13 protein-coding genes are annotated in these 19,818 nt (G+C 63.0%); 5 read left to right on the top strand and 8 right to left on the bottom strand.

Going from position 1 to position 19,818, the window contains the following annotated elements; genetic code table 11:
• Window positions 1-137: 137 nt before the first annotated feature.
• Genes METAC_RS0104685 through proS form a run of 4 tightly spaced genes read right to left on the bottom strand, consistent with a single transcriptional unit; the run spans window position 138 to window position 4,428 of the window.
• Window positions 138-1,124, bottom strand: coding sequence for a phosphotransferase family protein (locus METAC_RS0104685; RefSeq protein WP_026606122.1), 987 nt, complete (start codon window positions 1,122-1,124; stop codon window positions 138-140).
• Between the two features lie 30 nt (window positions 1,125-1,154).
• The gene (locus METAC_RS0104680; RefSeq protein ID WP_036255295.1) at window positions 1,155-1,838 is read right to left on the bottom strand and encodes an ABC transporter ATP-binding protein; all 684 of its coding nucleotides are present in this window, start codon (window positions 1,836-1,838) and stop codon (window positions 1,155-1,157) included.
• A 2-nt stretch (window positions 1,839-1,840) separates the two neighbouring features.
• The gene (locus tag METAC_RS0104675; protein ID WP_026606120.1) at window positions 1,841-3,109 is read right to left on the bottom strand and encodes a lipoprotein-releasing ABC transporter permease subunit; all 1,269 of its coding nucleotides are present in this window, start codon (window positions 3,107-3,109) and stop codon (window positions 1,841-1,843) included.
• Complete coding sequence (proS, locus tag METAC_RS0104670) at window positions 3,106-4,428, bottom strand: proline--tRNA ligase (RefSeq protein ID WP_026606119.1); 1,323 nt, start codon at window positions 4,426-4,428, stop codon at window positions 3,106-3,108. Before proS ends, METAC_RS0104675 begins: the two co-directional genes overlap by 4 nt.
• 462 nt (window positions 4,429-4,890) lie before the next feature.
• Here proS and METAC_RS0104665 point away from each other — a divergent pair, with 462 nt between their 5' ends.
• A complete protein-coding gene (locus METAC_RS0104665) occupies window positions 4,891-5,478 on the top strand; it encodes an NAD(P)H-dependent oxidoreductase (RefSeq protein ID WP_026606118.1) in 588 nt (195 codons plus the stop codon).
• Between the two features lie 165 nt (window positions 5,479-5,643).
• Window positions 5,644-6,216 (top strand): urate hydroxylase PuuD, encoded by a 573-nt coding sequence (locus tag METAC_RS0104660; protein ID WP_051335379.1) that lies wholly within the window; start codon window positions 5,644-5,646, stop codon window positions 6,214-6,216.
• A 163-nt stretch (window positions 6,217-6,379) separates the two neighbouring features.
• On the opposite strand, the gene glmS is transcribed toward METAC_RS0104660, so the two are convergent.
• Window positions 6,380-8,218 (bottom strand): glutamine--fructose-6-phosphate transaminase (isomerizing), encoded by a 1,839-nt coding sequence (gene glmS, locus METAC_RS0104655; RefSeq protein ID WP_026606116.1) that lies wholly within the window; start codon window positions 8,216-8,218, stop codon window positions 6,380-6,382.
• A 73-nt stretch (window positions 8,219-8,291) separates the two neighbouring features.
• Window positions 8,292-9,662: a bifunctional UDP-N-acetylglucosamine diphosphorylase/glucosamine-1-phosphate N-acetyltransferase GlmU gene (gene glmU, locus METAC_RS0104650; protein WP_051335378.1), complete on the bottom strand. Its 1,371-nt coding sequence runs from the start codon at window positions 9,660-9,662 to the stop codon at window positions 8,292-8,294.
• Window positions 9,663-9,848: 186 nt separating this feature from the next.
• On the opposite strand from glmU, the gene METAC_RS0104645 reads away from it, so the two are divergent.
• Window positions 9,849-11,429 (top strand): OpgD/OpgG family glucan biosynthesis protein, encoded by a 1,581-nt coding sequence (locus tag METAC_RS0104645; protein WP_026606114.1) that lies wholly within the window; start codon window positions 9,849-9,851, stop codon window positions 11,427-11,429.
• Window positions 11,426-13,645 (top strand): glucans biosynthesis glucosyltransferase MdoH, encoded by a 2,220-nt coding sequence (mdoH, locus tag METAC_RS0104640; protein ID WP_084143907.1) that lies wholly within the window; start codon window positions 11,426-11,428, stop codon window positions 13,643-13,645. The genes METAC_RS0104645 and mdoH overlap by 4 nt, the downstream gene beginning before the upstream one ends.
• A 186-nt stretch (window positions 13,646-13,831) precedes the next feature.
• Here mdoH and ppdK read toward each other — a convergent pair whose 3' ends face one another.
• Both ppdK and METAC_RS0104630 read right to left on the bottom strand, forming a co-directional pair.
• Window positions 13,832-16,507 carry a pyruvate, phosphate dikinase gene (gene ppdK / locus METAC_RS0104635; protein ID WP_026606112.1) on the bottom strand — a complete coding sequence of 892 codons (2,676 nt, stop codon included), beginning with the start codon at window positions 16,505-16,507 and terminating at the stop codon, window positions 13,832-13,834.
• Between the two features lie 135 nt (window positions 16,508-16,642).
• Window positions 16,643-17,224, bottom strand: a complete 582-nt coding sequence (locus METAC_RS0104630) for an HdeD family acid-resistance protein (RefSeq protein ID WP_026606111.1) — start codon at window positions 17,222-17,224, stop codon at window positions 16,643-16,645.
• Window positions 17,225-17,795: 571 nt separating this feature from the next.
• Between METAC_RS0104630 and dxs the strand changes: the two genes are divergently transcribed.
• Window positions 17,796-19,769 (top strand): 1-deoxy-D-xylulose-5-phosphate synthase, encoded by a 1,974-nt coding sequence (gene dxs / locus METAC_RS0104620; protein ID WP_051335377.1) that lies wholly within the window; start codon window positions 17,796-17,798, stop codon window positions 19,767-19,769.
• The last annotated feature ends 49 nt before the right edge of the window (window positions 19,770-19,818 follow it).

Below are 19,818 nucleotides of genomic sequence, written 5' to 3'. Positions count from 1 at the left end.
CTGTCAATATGGACGCGTAAGCCGCTTTTTTCAATTCATTGGACGCATCAAAACGCGGACAGAGGAAGTGCATTCCGCGAGCGGCGCGATCGCCGATGCGGCTTAGACCTTCCCCGAGCCAGATCTTCAAACCAGCTTTACAAACTCGCCGTAACAATTCGTTGGATCGCGAGGGCGGCGTCAGCGATGAGGCCGGGCGTCGCATGGTCGCGACGCAGAACGTCCACCCAGGCGACCAGGTCGGCGATCCCTGCAGCCATGCGCCAATCCTTCGGCAATACGCCGCCTTCGGCGACATAACCCCGCGCCGCCGCGTCGATCAAGAGAGGCTTGTCGCCCAGCGGCGGGCGGAGAAGATTTCCGAAGTCGAAGGCCGGCGTTCCGGCGAAGGCGAATTCCCAATCAAGCGCCGCCGCGACCGTCCACCCCACGCCCGCGTCGCGCCGAACCAAGATATTGGAGGCGTTAAAATCGCCATGGATCAGGCGAGGCTCGGCGAGCCAGCCCCCCAGCCGATCGGCCTCGCGTTCCAGGAAGGCGACGAGCGCGCATGCGTCTTCGGGACCGAGCCTTGCGCTCAAAATCCCGCTGTCGAAACAGGCCCGCGCAAAGGCGCGGACCGCTTCGCCCCCAAAATCGAGCGGCGCACAAATGCGAAGCTCGGCGTCGAGGCGGCCCGCTAAATCGAAACGGATCGCATGGATCGCGGCGAGCGTCGCGCCGAGTCGGAGACCGAGCGCAACCTGACTTTTTTCGTCGAGGCCTCGCGCGGCGCTCGCGAGGCGCGCGCCCTCGACCCATTCCAGAATCGCATAGGGCGCCCCGTTCATGGGATTGCTCGGCGAGAAATGAAGGAAGCGCGCGGTCGGCACGCCGCGCGGCACGAGCAGCGCGTTAAGCGCGGCCTCCTTGCCGGCCTCCTTTGGATTGCCCTGATAGAGACGCAAGCACACGCGCCAGGGCGCCGCCGCGAGGCCAACCTCGATATTCGTATTGGTCAAACCGCCCCTGGCGCGCTTGTGATAGACGACGCGGGACGAAGGGAAGGCGGCTGTCAACAGGCGCTCGACGCCATCCCGGTCGAGGCCGAGCTCGGGCTGCTCGCGGCCCCATTTCTCGCGCATCGCGTCGCCCTATCCCCGCGCCGAAGCGCTTCAGGCCAATTCCACGAGGAGGCCGTCGCGCAGGGTCACGCGGCGATCCATCCGCCCCGCGAGCTCAAGATTATGCGTCGCGATCAATGTCGCAAGGCCCGTCGCTCTGACGATCGCTTCGAGGGCCGCGAAAACATGATCGGCGGTCCTGGGGTCGAGATTGCCGGTCGGCTCGTCGGCGAGAAGCAGGCCAGGCCCATTGGCGACGGCCCGCGCGATCGCTACGCGCTGCTGCTCGCCCCCAGAAAGCTCAGCCGGCCGATGCTTCGCGCGCGGCGACAGTCCGAGATAATCGAGCAATTGAGCGGCGCGCTCTTTCGCTTCCTGGCGCGAATAGCCGCCGATCATTTGCGGCAGCATGACGTTTTCAAGCGCCGAGAACTCGGGCAGCAGATGATGGAACTGATAGACGAAGCCGATCTCGCTGCGGCGCAAAGAAGTTCGAGCGTCATCGGCGAGATGCGTCGTGCCGAGCCCGGCGACATAGACCTCGCCGGCGTCGGGCTGCTCGAGAAGGCCGGCGATATGGAGTAAAGTCGATTTGCCCGCGCCAGACGGCGCGATCAGCGCCACCGATTGCCCGGCCCAGAGAGAAAGTTCGGCGCCGCGTAAAATCTCCAGCGCGCCGCCGGCCTGCGGATAACGCCGCACGATCTTTTCGAGGTGAAGCGCTGGCGCGGACATGGCTATTCGTAACGCAGCGCTTCGACCGGATCGAGGGTCGCTGCGCGCCAGGACGGATAGATGGTCGCAAGGACCGAAAGGGTGAGGGTCATCGAGACGACCGCCAGAACGTCGCGCGGATCGACGACCGAAGGCACCCGCAAGAGGAAATAGATCTCGGCCGGAAAAAGATTGGCGTGAAGCAGCCAGTTCAGGAATTGTCGCACTGTTTCGATATTGCTCGCGACCGCGAGCCCCAGCAAAAAGCCGGCGATTGTCCCGGCGACCCCGATCGAGGCTCCGGTGATCAGGAAAATCCGCATGACGGCGCCACGCGTCGCGCCCATTGTGCGCAGCACGGCGATGTCATGACCCTTGTCCTTCACCAGCATGATGAGGCCGGAAATAATGTTGAGCGCCGCGACGAGGACGATCAGCGTTAGGATGATGAACATGACATTGCGCTCGACATTGAGCGCGTCGAAGAAAGTCCGGTTGCGCTCGCGCCAATCGGTCATGATCATTGGCCGCGAGACCGTCGAATCGATCTCGCTGCGCACAGCGTCGAGATCCTCGGGCCTGTGCAGGAAGACCTCGATGACGCTCGCTTCATTGTCTTTGTTGAAGAACGCTTGCGCCTCGGGCAACGGCAAATAGACGAACAGATTATCGAATTCCGCCATGCCGATCTGAAAGATCGCGACGACGGGATAGACTTTGGTTCGGGGCGTGATTCCGAACGGCGTCTGGGCGCCGTTGGCGATCAGGATCTTGACCTTGTCGCCGATGCGAAGGCCAAGATTTTCGGCGAGCCTCTGCCCGATCGCGACGCCGCCGGCCTTGTCGAAACCTTCGAGCGCGCCCTGCTTCACATTGGCCGCCACGCCCGGCAAGCGCTTGATGTCGGCCTCGCGAACGCCGCGCACCAGCGCGAAGGCCATATTGGTCGTCGAGGCCGCCGCCGGCGCCTCGATCATCGGAATGGCCAAATCGACCCCAGGGATGGCCGCGACTTCTTTTACGACGTCGTTGTAATCGGTAAGCGGCGAATCCGCCGCCTGAAGGAAAATATGGCCGTTGATGCCGACGATCTTGTCGAGCAACTCCTTATGAAAGCCGTTCATCACCGACATGACGACGATGAGCGTGGCGACCCCGAGCGCGATCCCCAGAAAGGAGAATCCGGCGATCACCGAGACAAAGGTGCCCTTGCGGCGCGCCCGCAGGTAGCGGAAGGCGATCATCCATTCGAACGGAGAGAAAGGCCGCGTGGCCAGGGCGCGCTCGCTCATGCGGCCGCCAGACGAGCCAGGACTTCGGCCGGATCGAGGCTCTCCCGCGCGCCGGTCGCTCGCGTCTTCAGCTCGACCTTGCCTTCCGCCAGACCCTTCGGCCCGACGATGATTTGGTAAGGCAGGCCGATGAGATCGAGCCTCGCGAATTTGCCGCCGGGGCGCTCGTCGGTGTCGTCGTAGAGAACCTCGACGCCAGCTTTTTGAAGCGCGGCGAAAAGATCGGCGCAAGCCTTGTCTGTCGCCGCGTCCCCGACCTTGAGATTGGCGAGGCCGATCTTGAAAGGCGCGACCGCCTCCGGCCAGATAATCCCCTGCTCGTCGTGATTGGCTTCGATGAGCGCGCCAACGAGACGCGACACCCCGACGCCATACGAGCCGCCCTGGAACGGTCGATCGACTCCGTCCGGGCCGGCGATGAGGGACTGCATCGGCTTCGAATATTTTTCGCCGAAATAGAAGACCTGACCCACCTCTATGCCTCGCGTGTGGATGCGCTTTTCTTCCGGCGTCTCGCGCTCGAAACGCGCTTCGTCATGCACGTCCTCGGTGGCCGCGTAAAGGCTCGTCCATTCCTTGATGATGGCCGAGAGATCGCTGTCGTAATCGGTCGTCTCCGGCGGAACCGGCAGATTCAGAACGTCGGCATGGCAGAATACGCCCGATTCGCCGGTTTCCGCGAGAATGATGAATTCATGCGAAAGATCGCCGCCAATCGGCCCGGTCTCCGCGCGCATGGGAATGGCGCGCAAGCCCATGCGCGCAAAGATGCGCAAATAGGCGACGAACATGCGGTTATAGGAAAGGCGCGCCGAGGCCTCGTCGAAGTCGAAGGAATAGGCGTCCTTCATCAGAAATTCGCGCCCGCGCATGACCCCGAACCGCGGCCTTTGCTCGTCGCGAAATTTCCATTGGATGTGATAGAGAATCTTCGGCAGATCGCGGTAGGAGCGCACATAGGCGCGAAAGATCTCCGTGATCATGTCCTCGTTGGTCGGGCCGTAGAGGAGCTCGCGCTGATGACGGTCCTTGATCCGCAGCATTTCGGGGCCATAGGCCTCGTAGCGTCCGCTTTCCCGCCAGAGATCCGCGAGCTGCAAGGTAGGCATCAAGAGCTCGATCGCGCCGGCGCGGTCCATCTCCTCGCGCACGATTTGCGCGACCTTTTGCAGAACGCGCAGGCCTAGCGGCAGCCAGGCGTAAATGCCGGCGGCCTCCTGCCGGATCATTCCGGCGCGCAGCATCAATCGGTGAGAGACGATCTCGGCCTCTTTGGGCGTCTCGCGCAAAATCGGCAGGAAGTAACGGGAAAGGCGCATCGGCTGCTTGTAGTCCACTTCGCTTCAACAGGACAGAACGCCCGACCGAATAAATGGCGCGCCGCGCCCGTCATGTCGGATCAAGCACGCGCCAAAATAGACATTAGGCCGAACTGCCGCGACAAATCGGCGCCCCACCCGGCTTTCGGCGCGCTCCCTGTCGGATTTTCGACCGGAACCGCGTCTTAATTTATCGGGACGAGCGCGATCCTCGCCCATTAACGCACCGTGTGAAATTTGTCACGCGGCGCCGATCGCTGACGCAGACGTGGTGGGTTTCTCCCTCCCACCCACCACGTCTGCCCGAACGCGGCCTCGCGCGACTGATGCGAGAGCCGTAGAGCCAATTGGCGCGGGCGCGCCGGCGTCACCGCGACGCAACCGATTCGACCGTCGCGCGTCCCCTCTCCGCAAGGCCGAGCTTCTCGCCCTCGAGCCCAACCGAAAAAAGGGATGTCCTCCATGCGCGCGCTTCTCGTCGTCGCTCACCCGCTCAAAGCCTCTTTCGCAAAAGCCGCCGCCGCCCGGATTCGGGCGCGTTTGGAGGAACGCGGCGTCGAGGTCGACGTAATTGATCTTTATGCGGATGGTTTCGACCCGCGCCTCAGCGCGGACGAGCGCGCCGACTATTTTGCGCAACCTTATGATGCGAGCCGCGTCGCCGATTACGTCGACAGGCTGCGGCGCGCCGACCGCCTCGTGTTTATCTTTCCGCAATGGTGGTTCAACATGCCGGCGATTCTGAAAGGCTTTCTGGATCGCGCCTTCGCGCCGGGGGTCGCGTTCGATCACGCGCCCGGCGGCGGGCTCATTCCGCGCTTGACGAATATCGCCGCAATTTTCGTGGTGACCTCGACGGGCGCGCCCTGGTGGGCGACGCGGCTCTACATGGGAGATCCAGTGCGGCGGCAGCTGTCCCGCGGGGTCAAGGCCATGGTCAGTCCGAAAGCCCGTTTCCGGATGCTGACTCTCCACGACATGGACCGCATGACCGAGGCACGGGCAGAATCGTTTCTTCGCCAGCTCGACCGCGCGTTCCGCCATTTTTGACGTCGGCGACGGAGCCGCAGACGAGAGCGATGCGCCGGCGCCCGCTGCGTTAGGCGCCAAATTGGCCATTCTCAAGCAAACGTTTTATCCTTATCACAAAATTTACGTATCGGCGCCGTATTTGCACCGTCAAGTTTGCGGTATTCAACGAGGGAGGCGTTCGCCATGGAAGAATACATCGAAAAACTCAAAAAAATCATTGAGCAGCTTTACGGCGCCATCGCGCTCGGCGCCGGCTTGGCGTTTGTGCTTATCGTGCTCTATCACCACTCATCGCTCGACCGCGTTTATATCGGCCCCTTCTTCACCGTCCTGCATGTGATTTCGGGCGTCGTTTGGATCGGCCTCCTTTATTATTTCAACCTTGTGCAGATCCCGACCATGCCGAAGATTCCGGCCGAGCTGAAACCGGGAATCGGCAAATATATCGCTCCCGAAGCGTTGTTCTGGTTCCGCTGGTCGGCGGCCGCGACCGTGGCGACCGGCCTGATCGTTTTCATGACCGGAACCGCGATGTCCAATCTGACGATCTACACAGGCATGCTGCTCGGACTGATCATGGCCTATAATGTTTGGTTCATCATTTGGCCCAATCAGAAGCTCGCCTTGGGAATCGAGCCTGCCGACGACGCGACCAAGGCCAAGGCGGCGCGCATCGCCATGTTGACCTCGCGCACCAATTTCGTCCTGTCGATCCCAATGCTCTACTGCATGGTCACCGCGCGTCTCGTCGGCTAAAGCGCGTTCCGATCGGACGGGACCGTCGGATCGACAGGACCTCGTTCGCAATCGATAAGTCGGAGCATATTCTCTTGAGACGTCGGATACATTCGACGTCTCAATGTCGAAAAGGGTCGATCATCTTTTTCGAAACATGCTCCAAAAGCCGCTCGATCGGTCTTTATTCGACGGTGACGCTTTTCGCCAGATTGCGCGGCTGGTCGGCGTCTTTGCCCATGACCACCGCCGTGTGATAGGCGATGAACTGGATCGGGACGGCGTAGACCAAAGCCGAGAAGTTCGGCGCCATCTCGTCCAGCACGATCGCGGCCGAAGCTTCGGCCGCGAATTCTTCCGCAGTCTCGGCCGTGCTGATCAGAATGAGCCGGCCACCACGCGCCGCCACCTCCTGCATATTCGAGACCGTCTTATCGAGCGTCGCGTCACGGGGCGCGATGACGATGACCGGCATTTCCTCGTCGACGAGAGCGATCGGGCCGTGCTTCAGCTCGCCCGCCGCATAGCCCTCAGCATGAATGTAGGAGATTTCCTTGAGCTTCAGCGCGCCTTCGAGCGCGAGAGGATAGGATGTCCCTCGGCCGAGATAGAGCACGTCGCGGACCCTCGCGAGTTCCCGCGCCAGGCTCTCGATCCCGGGCTCGCATCCAAGCGCCCGCGCAATCAGGCCGGGAACGGCCATGAGTTCGGCGACGAGCCGCGCCTCGGCGTCGGCGTCAAGCGTTCCCCGCGCGCGTCCCATCGCGAGCGCGAGGCAGGCCAGGACCGCGAGCTGGCAGGTGAAGGCCTTGGTCGAGGCGACGCCAATCTCGGGGCCGGCGAGAGTCGGCGCGACGATGTCGCTCTCGCGCGCCATGGTCGAGCTCGCGACATTGACCACGGACATGATTTTCTGGCCGCGCGCCTTGGACAGGTGAAGCGAGGCCAGGGTGTCGGCCGTCTCGCCGGATTGCGAGACCAGTAGGGTGAGGCCGCCGACCTCCAGCGGGGGGGCTCGATAGCGAAACTCGGAGGCGATCTCGACGTCGACCGGAAGCCTTGCGAAACGCTCGAACCAATATTTGGCGGTCAGGCCGGCGATATAGGCGGTGCCGCAGCCGCAAATCGTGAGGCGAGAGAGATTCGCCGCATCGACCGGGAACTCGAAGGGCAAAGCCGCGCGGCCAGCCGACATGTCGAGATAATGCGCCAGGGTGCGGGCGACGACTTCCGGCTGCTCATGGATCTCCTTCGCCATGAAATGCCGGTAATTGCCCTTATCAATCAGGAAGGCCGAGGCGAGAGTTTTGATCTTACGCCTTTCGACCGGCTTGCCGAAACTATCGTAAAAGGCGGCCGAATGACGCGTCAGCGCGACGAAATCGCCGGATTCGAGATAGGCGATCGTCTCGGTGAATGGCGCGAGCGCGAGCGCGTCCGAGCCGAGAAACATCTCGCCGCTCCGGTCGTCCTCGCCGAACCCGACCGCCAAGGGCGCCCCCCGGCTCGCCCCGATCAGTAGATCCTCCTCGCCCTCGAAGATCATGGCGAAGGCGAAAGCGCCCTTGAGCCGCGGCAGGCTCGAAGCGACCGCCTCGAGCGGCCCCTCGCCCTTGCTCATCGCGTCGGTCACGAGATGGGCTATGACCTCGGAATCGGTCTCGGTCGCAAATTCATGTCCCTTCGCGCGCAATTCGTCGCGCAGCTCGCGAAAATTCTCAATGATGCCATTATGGACCACGGCGAGCTTCGCGCTCACATGCGGATGCGCATTGCCCTCCGTCGGCCGGCCATGCGTGGCCCAGCGCGTATGGCCTATGCCCGTGGACCCGCCGAGCGGCTCCGCGGCGAGCCGCTCCTCCAGATTTCTGAGCTTGCCGCTGGCGCGGCGCCGCGCCAGCCGGCCGTTTTCGAGCGTCGCGACTCCGGCCGAATCATAGCCGCGATATTCGAGCCGCTTCAACGCCTCCAAAAGCTGCCCGACGACCGGACCCTGCCCGAGAATGCCGACAATTCCGCACATTTGTGTCTCCTGCGGCGCCGCGTGAAAAAGCCACCCGGCGCAGCGACGAGCCGGACGATGCCTGCACGCCGCTTTATTTCTGGTTCCTGGAGCGAAAGGCTTTCGCCCAGCCGACTTTCTCGACCTGGACCGCGCGCCCAAGCGCCAAGGCGTCCGGCGCGACATCTGCGGTGATCACGGAGCCGGAGCCGACATAGGCCCCGGCGCCGATCTTGACCGGCGCAACCAGCGCGCTGTTCGAGCCGATGAAGGCTCCTTCGCCAATCTCGGTGCGAAACTTTCCGAACCCGTCATAATTGCAGGTGATCGTCCCGGCGCCGATATTTGTCTTCGCGCCGATGACGGCGTCGCCGATATAGCTCAAATGATTGATCTTTGCGCCAGCCTCCACCTTGGCGGCCTTAAGCTCGACGAAATTGCCAATATGGACATTGGGACCGAGATCGGTGCCCGGACGCAGCCTCGCGAAAGGACCGATCGTCGTTTTCGGCCCTACGACCGCCCCTTCAAGATGGGAGAAGGAGCGGATGACGGCCCCCTCCGCGACGCTGACGCCGAGGCCGAAGACCACATGCGGCTCGACGACGACGTCCCGCTCGAGAATCGTGTCGAAAGACAAAGTCACGCTTTCCGGATCGATCAGGCTCGCGCCGTTCAGCATCGCCTTTTCGCGCAGGCGCCGCTGCAGGATCGCCTCGGCGGCGGCGAGCTGAACGCGATCATTGACGCCGCGCACCTCGCTCTCGTCGACGGCGAGAGCCCGCGCCTCGAGGCCTCGCGACCTAGCGATGGCGACGACGTCGGTCAGATAATATTCCCCCTTGCTATTGGCGCAGCCGACGGCCTCGAGCAGAGCGAGCGCCTTCGCGCCGTCGAGCGCCATCAGGCCGGCGTTGCAGATCCGCAGCTTGCGTTCCTCGTCGCTGGCGTCGCGGTCCTCCCGGATCGCAATAAGCGCGCCGTCCGCGACGATGAGCCGGCCATAGCCTGTTGGATCCCGTGCTTCGAACCCCAAGGCGACGACCGCGCGCCGCCCGGCCGCGAGAGCCTTGCGCATCTCGGCGAATGTCTGGGGCCGCACGAGAGGCGTGTCGGCGAAGACGATGAGAATATCGTCATAGCCGCGCGCGATGACATGGCGGGCGGCGAGCGCGGCATGGGCGGTGCCGAGCCGTTCGGCCTGAATGGCGAGTTCGGCCTGCGGCGCGACGGTCTTGGCTTCGGCGGCGATGGCTTCGGGGTCGCCCCCCGCGACCACGGCCACGGCGTCCGCGCCCGCCGCGACGACGGCGGTCAAGACATGCGCCAGCATGGTCCGGCCGGCGAGCTTATGCAGAACTTTCGAGCGCGCCGAGCGCATGCGGGTTCCCTCGCCGGCGGCGAGGACAATGGCCAAGCAGGTGCGTCCGGCGCGGCCGGAGCCTAAAGGTGGGGCGGCAAGCATAACGACTCCTCAGCGGCGCGGACCCGAATCGTGACGGTGTTCTAGGAAATATTTCTTAATCACGAAGCGCTAAGCGCGAAAAAGCGGCGTGAAATTGTTTGGAAGCCATCTTATAGCCGCCGTATTATTGATTAGATCTATATTGGTAGAGTTTCGTAAGCGGCGGCAGGCCGGGCAGTCGGGTTCATGATCGAGCGTAGGGAGGTTCTGAAATTCGCCCTCGGCGGCCTCGCCCTGGGACAAGCCGTCGGCGCGCGAACAATTTTCGACTCGGCGGCCGCGCAGCCGGCAAGCCCGCAGCGGCCTTCCGCGTCGCAATATTTCGCTTTGTCGCAACCCACGCCTTTCGATCCCGCGGCGGTGACAGAAGAGGCTCGGCGGCTCGCCAAGCAGCCTTTCAAGGCGCCAGCGGCGGACGTCCCGGATCCCTTTCGCAACTTGAGCTATGAGCAATATGTCGCGATCCGTCATCGGCCGGAGGCGGCCATTTGGGTGTCGGACAATCTCGGCTTCGCCGTGGAGTTGCTTCATCGCGGGTTTATCTTCTCGACGCCCATGGACATCAATCTCGTTGCGGAAGGCGCGTCGCGGCGCGTCGTCTATGACGCGGCGCTGTTCGATTTCGGCAAGCTCTCCCAGCCCATCAATGTCGGCGACATAGGTTTCTCGGGATTTCGCATACTGGCGCCGCAGGGGGGCGAAAATTTCCTGGAACTTGCCGCCTTTCAGGGCGCGAGCTTCTTTCGCGCGCTCGCCCGCGGCCAAAATCTCGGGGCCATGGCGCGCGCGCTCTCGATCAAGACCGCCGATCCCCGCGGCGAAGAGTTCCCCGCCTTCCGTTCGGTCTGGATCGAGCGTCCGACGCTCGCCGCCAATGCGCTCGTGATCCACGCTTTGATCGATTCGGAAAGCGTGACCGGCGCCTTCCGCTTCACGATCCATCCGGTCGAGGCGACGATCATCGACGTCGAATGCACGCTCTTCGCGCGCGTGGCCGTCGATAATTTCGGCGTCGCGACCATCAGCGCCACCCATCTGACCGGCGCGATCGACGACCGCCGCCGCGCCGACGATTTGCGCCCGACGGTCAGCGAAGTCCTAGGCGTCCAGATGCTGACGGGCAAAGGCGAATGGCTCTGGCGCCCCGTCTCCAACCGGGACACGCTCCAGATCTCGACTTTCGTCGACGAAAATCCGCGCGGCTTTGGACTCTTGCAGCGCGACCGCAATTTCGATCACTATCAAGACGACGATCAGCACTGGGAGGCGCGCCCATCGGTCTGGATCGAACCGCTCGGCGACTGGTCCGTCGGCGGCGTCCAGCTCATCGAAATCCCGTCGGATTCCGAGGCTAACGACAATATCATTGTCTATTGGAAGCCTCGGCAGCCACTCGTCGCCGGCGGCGAGACCTCTTTCGCCTATCGCCAGTTCTGGTGCTGGAGCCCACCCGAGCGGCCCTCGCTCGCCGCCGTGGCGCAATCTCGCGTCGGGCGTGGATCTTCTGCCAAGCGCCGCCGTTTCCTTGTCGAATTCACCGGAGACAATCTCGCCGCGGCCCAAGGCATGGACGGTTTCAAGCCGAGTCTGAGCGTGGCCCCTGGAGCCATCGTCTCGATGCGGACCTTCGCCTCGCCGGACAAGACGTCCTACCGGGTTCTGTTCGAGCTCGACTTCGGCGGCGAGCCGTCCTCTGAATTGCGCCTGGCGCTTGAAACCGCCGCCGGCCCCGTGAGCGAAACCTGGATCTACCGATGGACGCCATGACCGACTCGGCCCAAAACGAATCGGCGGTGACAAAATTCCGCCCCCTCGACCAAACGTCCGACGCGATCGACCGCAACGCTTGCACGCCTCCAGAAGCGCCGCTCGCGATGCCGCCGCAAAGCCTCAACCGCTGCTCTCCGGCCGAGCGACGGCAAGGCACGGCGCGCCGGCGCGAAATCGGCGCCTGGGTCGCTCGGCTCTTCGTCTTCGGCGGCGCCTTCGCGCTGACGGCCTATGGCGCGCATGAAATGTACGAGGTCGTTGCGGTCGGCGGGGTCACGCCGCTCGAATGGGCGCTCGTCTTTCTTTTCGTCGCCAATTTTTCCTGGATCGCGCTCGCCTTCACCAGCGCGATAGCAGGCTTCGTTTGGTCCTTGTTCTTCGCGCCGAAGCCCCCTGCCCTGCCCTCCGCATTGCGCGAGCGGACGGCGATCGTCATGCCGATCTACAATGAAGCGCCGGCGCGCGTGTTCGCGGCGCTGCAAGCGATGATCGAGGAGGTTCAGGCGACCGGCCTCGGCGCGGCTTTCGAATGGTTTTTCCTGTCGGACAGCACTGATCCGGAGATTTTTATCGCCGAGGAACGCGCCTATCTCGCCATGCGGGAGAGGCTCGGCCAAGATTGCCGGCTCTACTATCGGCACCGGCCGAAGAACGTCGGCCGCAAATCGGGAAACATCCAGGACTTCATCACGAGATGGGGCGGCCGCTACGCCCATATGGTCGTTCTCGACGCCGACAGCACCATGACCGGCCACGCCATCGTGACGCTCGCCGCAACCATGGAGGCCGATCCCGACGCCGGGATCATCCAGACGCTTCCCCTTATCGTGAACCGAAACACGCTGTTCGCCCGAATCCAGCAATTCGCCGCGCGGATCTACGGACCGGTGATCGGCGCGGGCGTCGCGAGCTGGATGGGGCGCGCCGGCAATTACTGGGGCCATAACGCCATTATCCGGACGCGCGCCTTTGCCGCTCATTGCGGCTTGCCGAGCCTGCGCGGGAGGCCTCCTTTCGGCGGCCATATTCTCAGCCATGATTTCGTCGAGGCCGCCTTCATGCTGCGCGCCGGCTACGACGTCTATATGCTGCCGGCCCTCGGCGGGAGCTTCGAGGAAAGCCCGCCCTCCCTGATCGACCTCTCGGCCCGAGACCGGCGCTGGTGCCAAGGCAATCTGCAGCATTTGCGCGTTCTTTCGGCGAAAGGCTTCCATCTGGCGTCGCGCCAACATTTCGCGACCGGCATTATGGCCTACGTCGCCTCGCCGCTTTGGATGCTGCAGCTCTTCGTCGGCATCGCGCTCGTCCTTCAGGCGAGCTATATCAGGCCGGAATATTTCACCAGCGAGTTCACCTTGTTTCCGACCTGGCCTCGCTTCGACGCCGCGCGGTCGCTGTCTCTTTTCGCTCTCACCATGACGATCCTGCTGCTGCCTAAGATTTTCGGGCTCGCGCTCGCGCTGATCCAGACGAAAACGCGGCGCGGCGGCGGCGGGGCATTCCGACTTATCGTCTCGACCCTATTCGAGATCGTCATGTCGGCGCTGCTCGCGCCAATTATGATGCTGATCCAATCCGGCCATGTCATGCATTTCGTGTTCGGCTTCGACACCGGATGGGATCCCCAGAGGCGCGACGACGGCTCGATTCCCTTCGGCGCCATTGTGCGCCGCCACCGTGCCCATGTGGCCTTGGGCTTCCTGTCCCTTATCGCGGGCCTCTCGATCTCGCCCTCGCTCGTGGCATGGATGTCGCCCACTATCCTCGGCCTGATCTTGGCGATCTTCCTGTCATGGGCGACCGGGCTTTTGGCCGTCGGCCTCGCCTTTCGCCGGCTCGGCCTTCTCATGACGCCCGAGGAGCGAAACGAGCCGCCCGTCGTCGCGCGCGCCAATGTCCTGGCGCGGGAGCTCGCAGAGACCGAGGCTCTGAAGTCCGACGAGGAGCTTTACGCCATCGCCGCCGATGCGCAGTTTTGGGCCGCGCATGTCGCCTGGCTTCCGCGCAACCTTCGTCGCCGGGACGGCAATATTTCAGCGGAATGGGCCTTGGCCGAAGCCAAGATCGCGGAAGCGGAGACCCTTGGAGAAGCCTTGTCCTGGCTCCATCCCAAGGAGCGCATGGCGATCTTGCTGGATCGGCGGTTGATCGAGCGCCTGTCGCGTCTGCCGCGCGAGCGGCCACTCGCAGCTGTTTCTCTCGCCGGAGCTTGAACCGCCCGCCGCGGCCGCTGCTCTGTTCGCGAAGCTTTCATAAAAGCTCTCACGGCGAGGCGCCCGCAGCGCTGTCTCGAACAAGACGCCGTCAACTCGGGCGTGCGAACCTCGTCCCTTTCGGGCGCCGTTCAGACGCGACGGCCCTTGGGATCGGGCAAGCAGGATTTTCCGTTTCCGCCCGCCTCAAGCTTGAGTCGAGGGCTTTTTGCCGAGCGCCGCCTGCGCCGCGGCGAGCCTTGCGATCGGGACGCGAAAGGGGGAGCAGGAAACATAGTCGAGCCCCTGCGCCTCACAGAAGGCGATTGAGACCGGATCGCCCCCATGCTCGCCGCAGATGCCGAGCTTGACGCCGGGTCGCGCGTCGCGCGCGCGCGATGCAGCGATTGCGATCAGTTCGCCGACGCCCGATTGGTCCAGGGTGGCGAAAGGATCGGCGGCGAAAACCCCCTTGGCGACATAGCGCCCGAGAAAAGATCCGGCGTCGTCCCGCGAGAGCGCCATGCAGGTCTGGGTGAGGTCATTGGTCCCGAAAGAATAGAATTCCGCCGTCGCGGCGATCTCGCCGGCCAGCAAGCAGGCGCGCGGCGTCTCGATCATGGCCCCGATTGAATAGGGAATGATCTCACCCGTCTCTTTCGCGACCGCCGTTGCGACGGAGCTAACGCTCGCCTGGATCAGGTCGAGCTCCGCCTTGGCGATGATGAGCGGCGCCATGATCTCGAGCCGAACCGCGTCGCCGGTTTTTTTCTTGACCGCGGCGGCCGCCTCGAAAATCGCGCGGGCCTGCATCTCGGCGATTTCAGGAAAGGCGATGGCGAGCCGACAGCCGCGAAACCCGAGCATGGGATTGACTTCGCGCAGAGCCGCCAAACGACGTTGAAGCTTTTCAACAGGAACGCCCAGCGCGTCCGACACCGCTCTGATCTCGGATTCGCGTTGAGGAAGAAACTCATGCAGCGGCGGATCGAGCAGGCGGATCGTAACCGGCAGGCCGGCCATGATTTCGAATAATTCGACGAAATCGGCGCGCTGCATCGGAAGCAGCTTGGCGAGGGCAGAACGCCTTCCGTTTTCGTCATCGGCGAGGATCATCTCGCGCACAGCCAGGATACGACCGCTGTCGAAGAACATATGCTCGGTCCGGCAAAGGCCGATGCCCTCGGCCCCGAATCTGCGCGCCACCTTGGCATCCTTCGGCGTTTCGGCGTTGGCGCGAACGCCCATGCGCCGCACGCCGTCGGCCCATTCCATGAGCGTCGCGAATTCCCCCGAAAGCTCGGCCTGAATCATCGGGACCTCGCCTTGCATTACTTCCCCTGAAGAGCCGTCCACGGTCAGGATGTCGCCTTTCGCGAAAGTCCGTCCGGCCGCCGTCATGACGCCTTTCTCGACATCGATGCGGATAGCGCCGGCGCCGGACACGCAAGGCTTGCCCATGCCGCGCGCCACGACGGCCGCATGCGAAGTCATTCCGCCGCGCGCGGTGACGATCGCTTCGGCCGCATGCATCCCATGAATATCCTCGGGGCTCGTCTCCGTCCGCACGAGCACGACCTTGCGCCCGGCGTTTTTCAGCTTCTCGGCCTCGTCGGCGTCGAAGACGATTTCCCCGCTCGCCGCGCCGGGCGAGGCGGGAAGCCCCACAGCGATCACGCGCCTCTCAGCCTTCGGGTCGATGGTCGGATGCAGGAGCTGCTCAAGCGAGGCAGGATCGACCCGCGCAATCGCTTCCTCTTTGCTGATCAGACCTTCGTGGGTCATGTCGACCGCGATTCGTAGGGCGGCTTTGCTGGTCCGCTTGCCGTCGCGAGTCTGCAGCATCCATAATTTGCCGTCCTCTACCGTGAACTCGACGTCCTGCATGTCGCGATAATGCTTTTCGAGAAGGCTCGTGGTTTTGAGGAATTCGCCGAAGACCCGCGGCAGCGCCGTCTCGAGAGAGGGCTTGTCGGAGCCGGCCGCCTTGCGCGCCGCCTCGGTGATGTTCTGCGGCGTCCTGATGCCGGCGACGACGTCCTCGCCCTGCGCATTGAGGAGAAATTCGCCATAAAGCTCCTTCGCGCCGGTCGCGGGATTGCGGGTGAAGGCGACGCCGGTCGCTGAGGTCTCGCCCATATTGCCGAAGACCATGGCCTGAATGTTGACGGCCGTGCCCCAGCTCGTCGGAATGTCATGGAGGAGTCGATAAGTGATCGCCCGCGGCGTCATCCATGATCCGAACACGGCGGCGATCGCACCCCAAAGCTGCTCTCGCGGGGCCTGCGGAAACGGAGCTCCGAATTCTTCCTCGACCTTGGCCTTGAAATCGCCGATCAGCTTCTTCCAGTCCTCGGCGGAAAGCTCCGTGTCGAAAGTGAGCGCGTTTGCTTCCTTATAGTCTTCGATAATTTCCTCGAAATGCCGATGCTCGATGTGCAGAACGACGCTCGAATACATCTGAATGAAGCGGCGATAAGAATCATAGGCGAATCGCGGATCGGCATGACGAGCCAGGGCTTCGACCGTGACGTCGTTGAGGCCAAGGTTCAAAACCGTGTCCATCATGCCCGGCATTGACGCGCGAGCGCCGGACCGAACCGAGACGAGGAGCGGCTTATTCTCGTCGCCGAACGATTTTCCGGTCAGGGCGCCGAGAAAAACAAGCGCAGCGTCGACCTGAGCATCGAGCTCTGGCGGAAATTGCTTCTCGTTCTCGTAGAAATAGGCGCAGACTTCCGTCGTGATCGTGAAGCCTGGAGGAACCGGCAAGCCCAATCTCGCCATTTCGGCGAGATTCGCGCCTTTTCCGCCGAGAAGATCGCGCAGCCGGCTCTCGCCCTCGGCGCGCCCGTCGCCGAACGTATAGACCCATTTTTCCATCTTGGCCCTCCGCCAAGAGTCGCTCGCGCAAGATTCGCTCCGCTAAAACGCGGCGTCGAGGAAACTGAAAGGCGCCGTTCCATTGCGGAGCGGCGCTAGCGCATCAGCGAGACGCGGCGAGTTCGTCCCTCGCGCTCAGGCCTGCCGGAGGCGAAAGCCGAAACTGACCCAAGCGAGGCCCCAGAACAAGAGGTCGACCCCGAGCAGAATGCCCAAAATGAAGGGCGTATTGGCGGGCCAGCCGATGACGATCAAGACACCGATAATCAAGGTGAGCACGCCGGCGAAGACGACGGAGCCGCGGATGTCCTTGCCCAATTGGCTCCCGAGATAAATGCGTACGGCGCCGGTGGCGATCATGCCCGCGCCGAGCATCAAGGTCAGGAAGTAGGCCGCGATCAAGGGGTTGGCGAGGGCGAAGGCGCCGGCGACGATATAAAGCAGGCCGCCAAGGATCCAGAGGAAGAACCGCCCCCAACTCTTGGCGCCGATGCCTGTGGCGATCTCGGCGGTTCCGGCGATGATGATGAAGATCGCGATCGTGTAAACGGAGGCGATCGTGGCGGTGACGTCCAAAATGAGCGCCGCGACGCCAAAAAGGCTGACGAGAACGCCGAATGCGACCATCCAGCCCCATCGATGCTTTAGGCGCTCAATCGCGGTTCCGAGAGATGCGCGCCCTCCGGGAATGGGATCGGCGTTATGCGAATAGGTCATGCGTCAAATTCCTTCCGTTCAGCGTCGCCCGGCCTCAAATCGACAAAGCGCATTTTTCCACCATAAAAACCATGCGCCTTCCTGACGAAAAATCACTGTTCTACGTCAAATTTTGCGTGAACGCCCCCAGGCCGGCATGTTTAGCGCTCCTTCCTCCAAATTTGCCTTTGGAGCGGCGACGCGTCTAGGCCCTCGCCATCCTCTAACCGGCCCAGCTCATCGAAGGTTCCGCGCAAGATTGTTTTGGCATGGTGAATAAACGCCGCTTGATGGAGCCAATGCGCTTTTTTGGCGCGACTGTCGTCCGCGCTGCAGCCCAAATTCGAGGCTCAGAAACCGAGCGCAAGTCTGGCCGGGCGTGTGATGGCACACGGCGAGCTTACCTGCGCGCCGGTTAATAATTAGCGAAACTGTGACAGAAAGGTCGCGCCCCCTGACGAAATGCGCGCTCAACCAGTCAGGCGCATCGTTCGCGTTGCTGCATTGAAATTTGTCCGTTATGCAGTTTTCAGCAAGTTCGCCAAGATGAGAATCCGCTCGCGTTTGGCTTTGCTTCGCGCCGCCCTTCAGGATGACGGGCGCAGGAGCTTCCGGTCTTGCGATTAATGAGGCGCCTGTGACGACATCTTCAAAAACGCCGCTGCTCGACACGATCGCCTCTCCGGCCGATTTGCGTCGGCTCATGGAGGAAGATCTCGCGCAAGTCGCCGACGAGCTACGCACCGAAACGATCAGCGCGGTCTCCGTCACGGGCGGCCATCTCGGCGCGGGGCTCGGCGTCATCGAGCTCACGGTTGCGCTCCACTATGTCTTCGACACCCCGCGCGACCGCTTGATCTGGGATGTCGGGCATCAGGCCTATCCGCACAAGATCCTGACCGGGCGGCGCGACCGCATCCGGACCTTGCGCAGAGGCGGCGGGCTCTCCGGCTTCACCAAGCGCTCCGAGAGCGAATATGATCCGTTCGGCGCAGCGCATTCCTCGACCTCGATGTCGGCCGGCCTCGGCATGGCGGTGGCCAACACGCTCGCCGGCCAAAACGCCAATGTCATTGCGGTGATCGGCGACGGCGCCATGTCCGCGGGCATGGCCTACGAGGCGATGAACAACGCCGGCGCGATGCATTCGCGACTGATCGTCATTCTGAACGACAATGAAATGTCGATCGCTCCTCCGGCCGGCGCGCTTTCCTCCTATCTCGCCCGGCTGGTCTCGGGCGGGGCCTATCGCTCGGTTCGCGAGGCGGCCAAGCAGCTCGGACGGCATTTGCCGCGCTTCGTCTATGACCGGGCGCGCAAGACCGAGGAATTCGCGCGGAATTTCTGGGCCGGCGGGACAATGTTCGAGGAGCTCGGCTTCTATTATGTCGGCCCGATCGACGGCCATAATCTGGACCATCTGCTCCCGGTCCTGAAGAATGTCCGCGACTTCAAGGAAACCGGGCCGATCCTCGTCCATGTTGTGACGCAGAAAGGCAAGGGCTACGCCCCCGCTGAAGCGTCGAGCGATAAATATCACGGCGTCAACATGTTCGACGTGGTCACCGGCAAGCAGGTGAAGCCCAAGCCGAACGCGCCGATCTATACGAGCGTCTTCGCCGAGGCCCTCGTGAAAGCCGCGCAAAAAGACGACAAGATCGTCGCCATCACCGCCGCCATGCCGAGCGGAACGGGGCTCGATATTTTTCAAAAAGCCTTTCCCGAGCGGACTTTCGACGTCGGCATCGCCGAGCAGCATGCGGTGACTTTCGCCGCGGGCCTCGCCGCCGAAGGATTCCGGCCCTTCTGCGCGATCTATTCGACCTTCCTCCAGCGCGGCTATGATCAGATCGTCCATGACGTCGCGATCCAGAATCTGCCAGTTCGTTTCGCCATCGACCGCGCCGGACTCGTCGGCGCCGATGGCGCGACCCATGCCGGCGCCTTCGACATTTCCTACCTCGGGATCTTGCCGAATATGGTGGTCATGGCGGCCGCCGACGAAGGCGAACTCGTCCATATGGTCGCGACCGCCGCGGCTTATGACGAGGGTCCGATCGCCTTCCGCTATCCGAGAGGGGAAGGTGTCGGCGTTGAAATGCCTTCCGAGGGACAGATCTTGGAGATCGGCCGGGGGCGCATTCTGCGCGAAGGCAATATGGTCGCGATCCTGTCCTTCGGAACCAGACTTGCCGAAGGCCTGAAGGCCGCGGAGGATCTTGCCGCCTATGGGGTCTCCGTGACTGTCGCCGACGCTCGCTTCGCCAAGCCCCTCGACGTCGATTTGCTGCTGCGCCTCGCGGCGAATCACGAAGTGCTGCTCACGATCGAGGAAGGCTCGATCGGCGGCTTCGGCTCTTTCGTTATGCAGACGCTTGCCGAAGAAGGCGCGCTGGATGGGCGCGGCCTGAAGTTCCGCTCCATGGTTCTGCCGGACCTCTTCCTCGACCATGACAAGCCGGAAAAGCTTTATGCCCAGGCCGGCCTTGACGCGAAAGGAATCGTCGCCAAAGTTCTCGCAACGCTCGGGCGCGACGCCGACGCGGTGAAAAGCATGATCGCATGAGGCCGAGATCGGTCGCCTTCGGCGTGAGAACGAGACGGCCGGGCCAAAA

This window comes from Methylocapsa acidiphila B2 (genome assembly GCF_000427445.1).
Taxonomy (GTDB): Bacteria; Pseudomonadota; Alphaproteobacteria; order Rhizobiales; family Beijerinckiaceae; genus Methylocapsa; species Methylocapsa acidiphila.
This window is presented reverse-complemented; position numbering and strand designations above follow the sequence as displayed.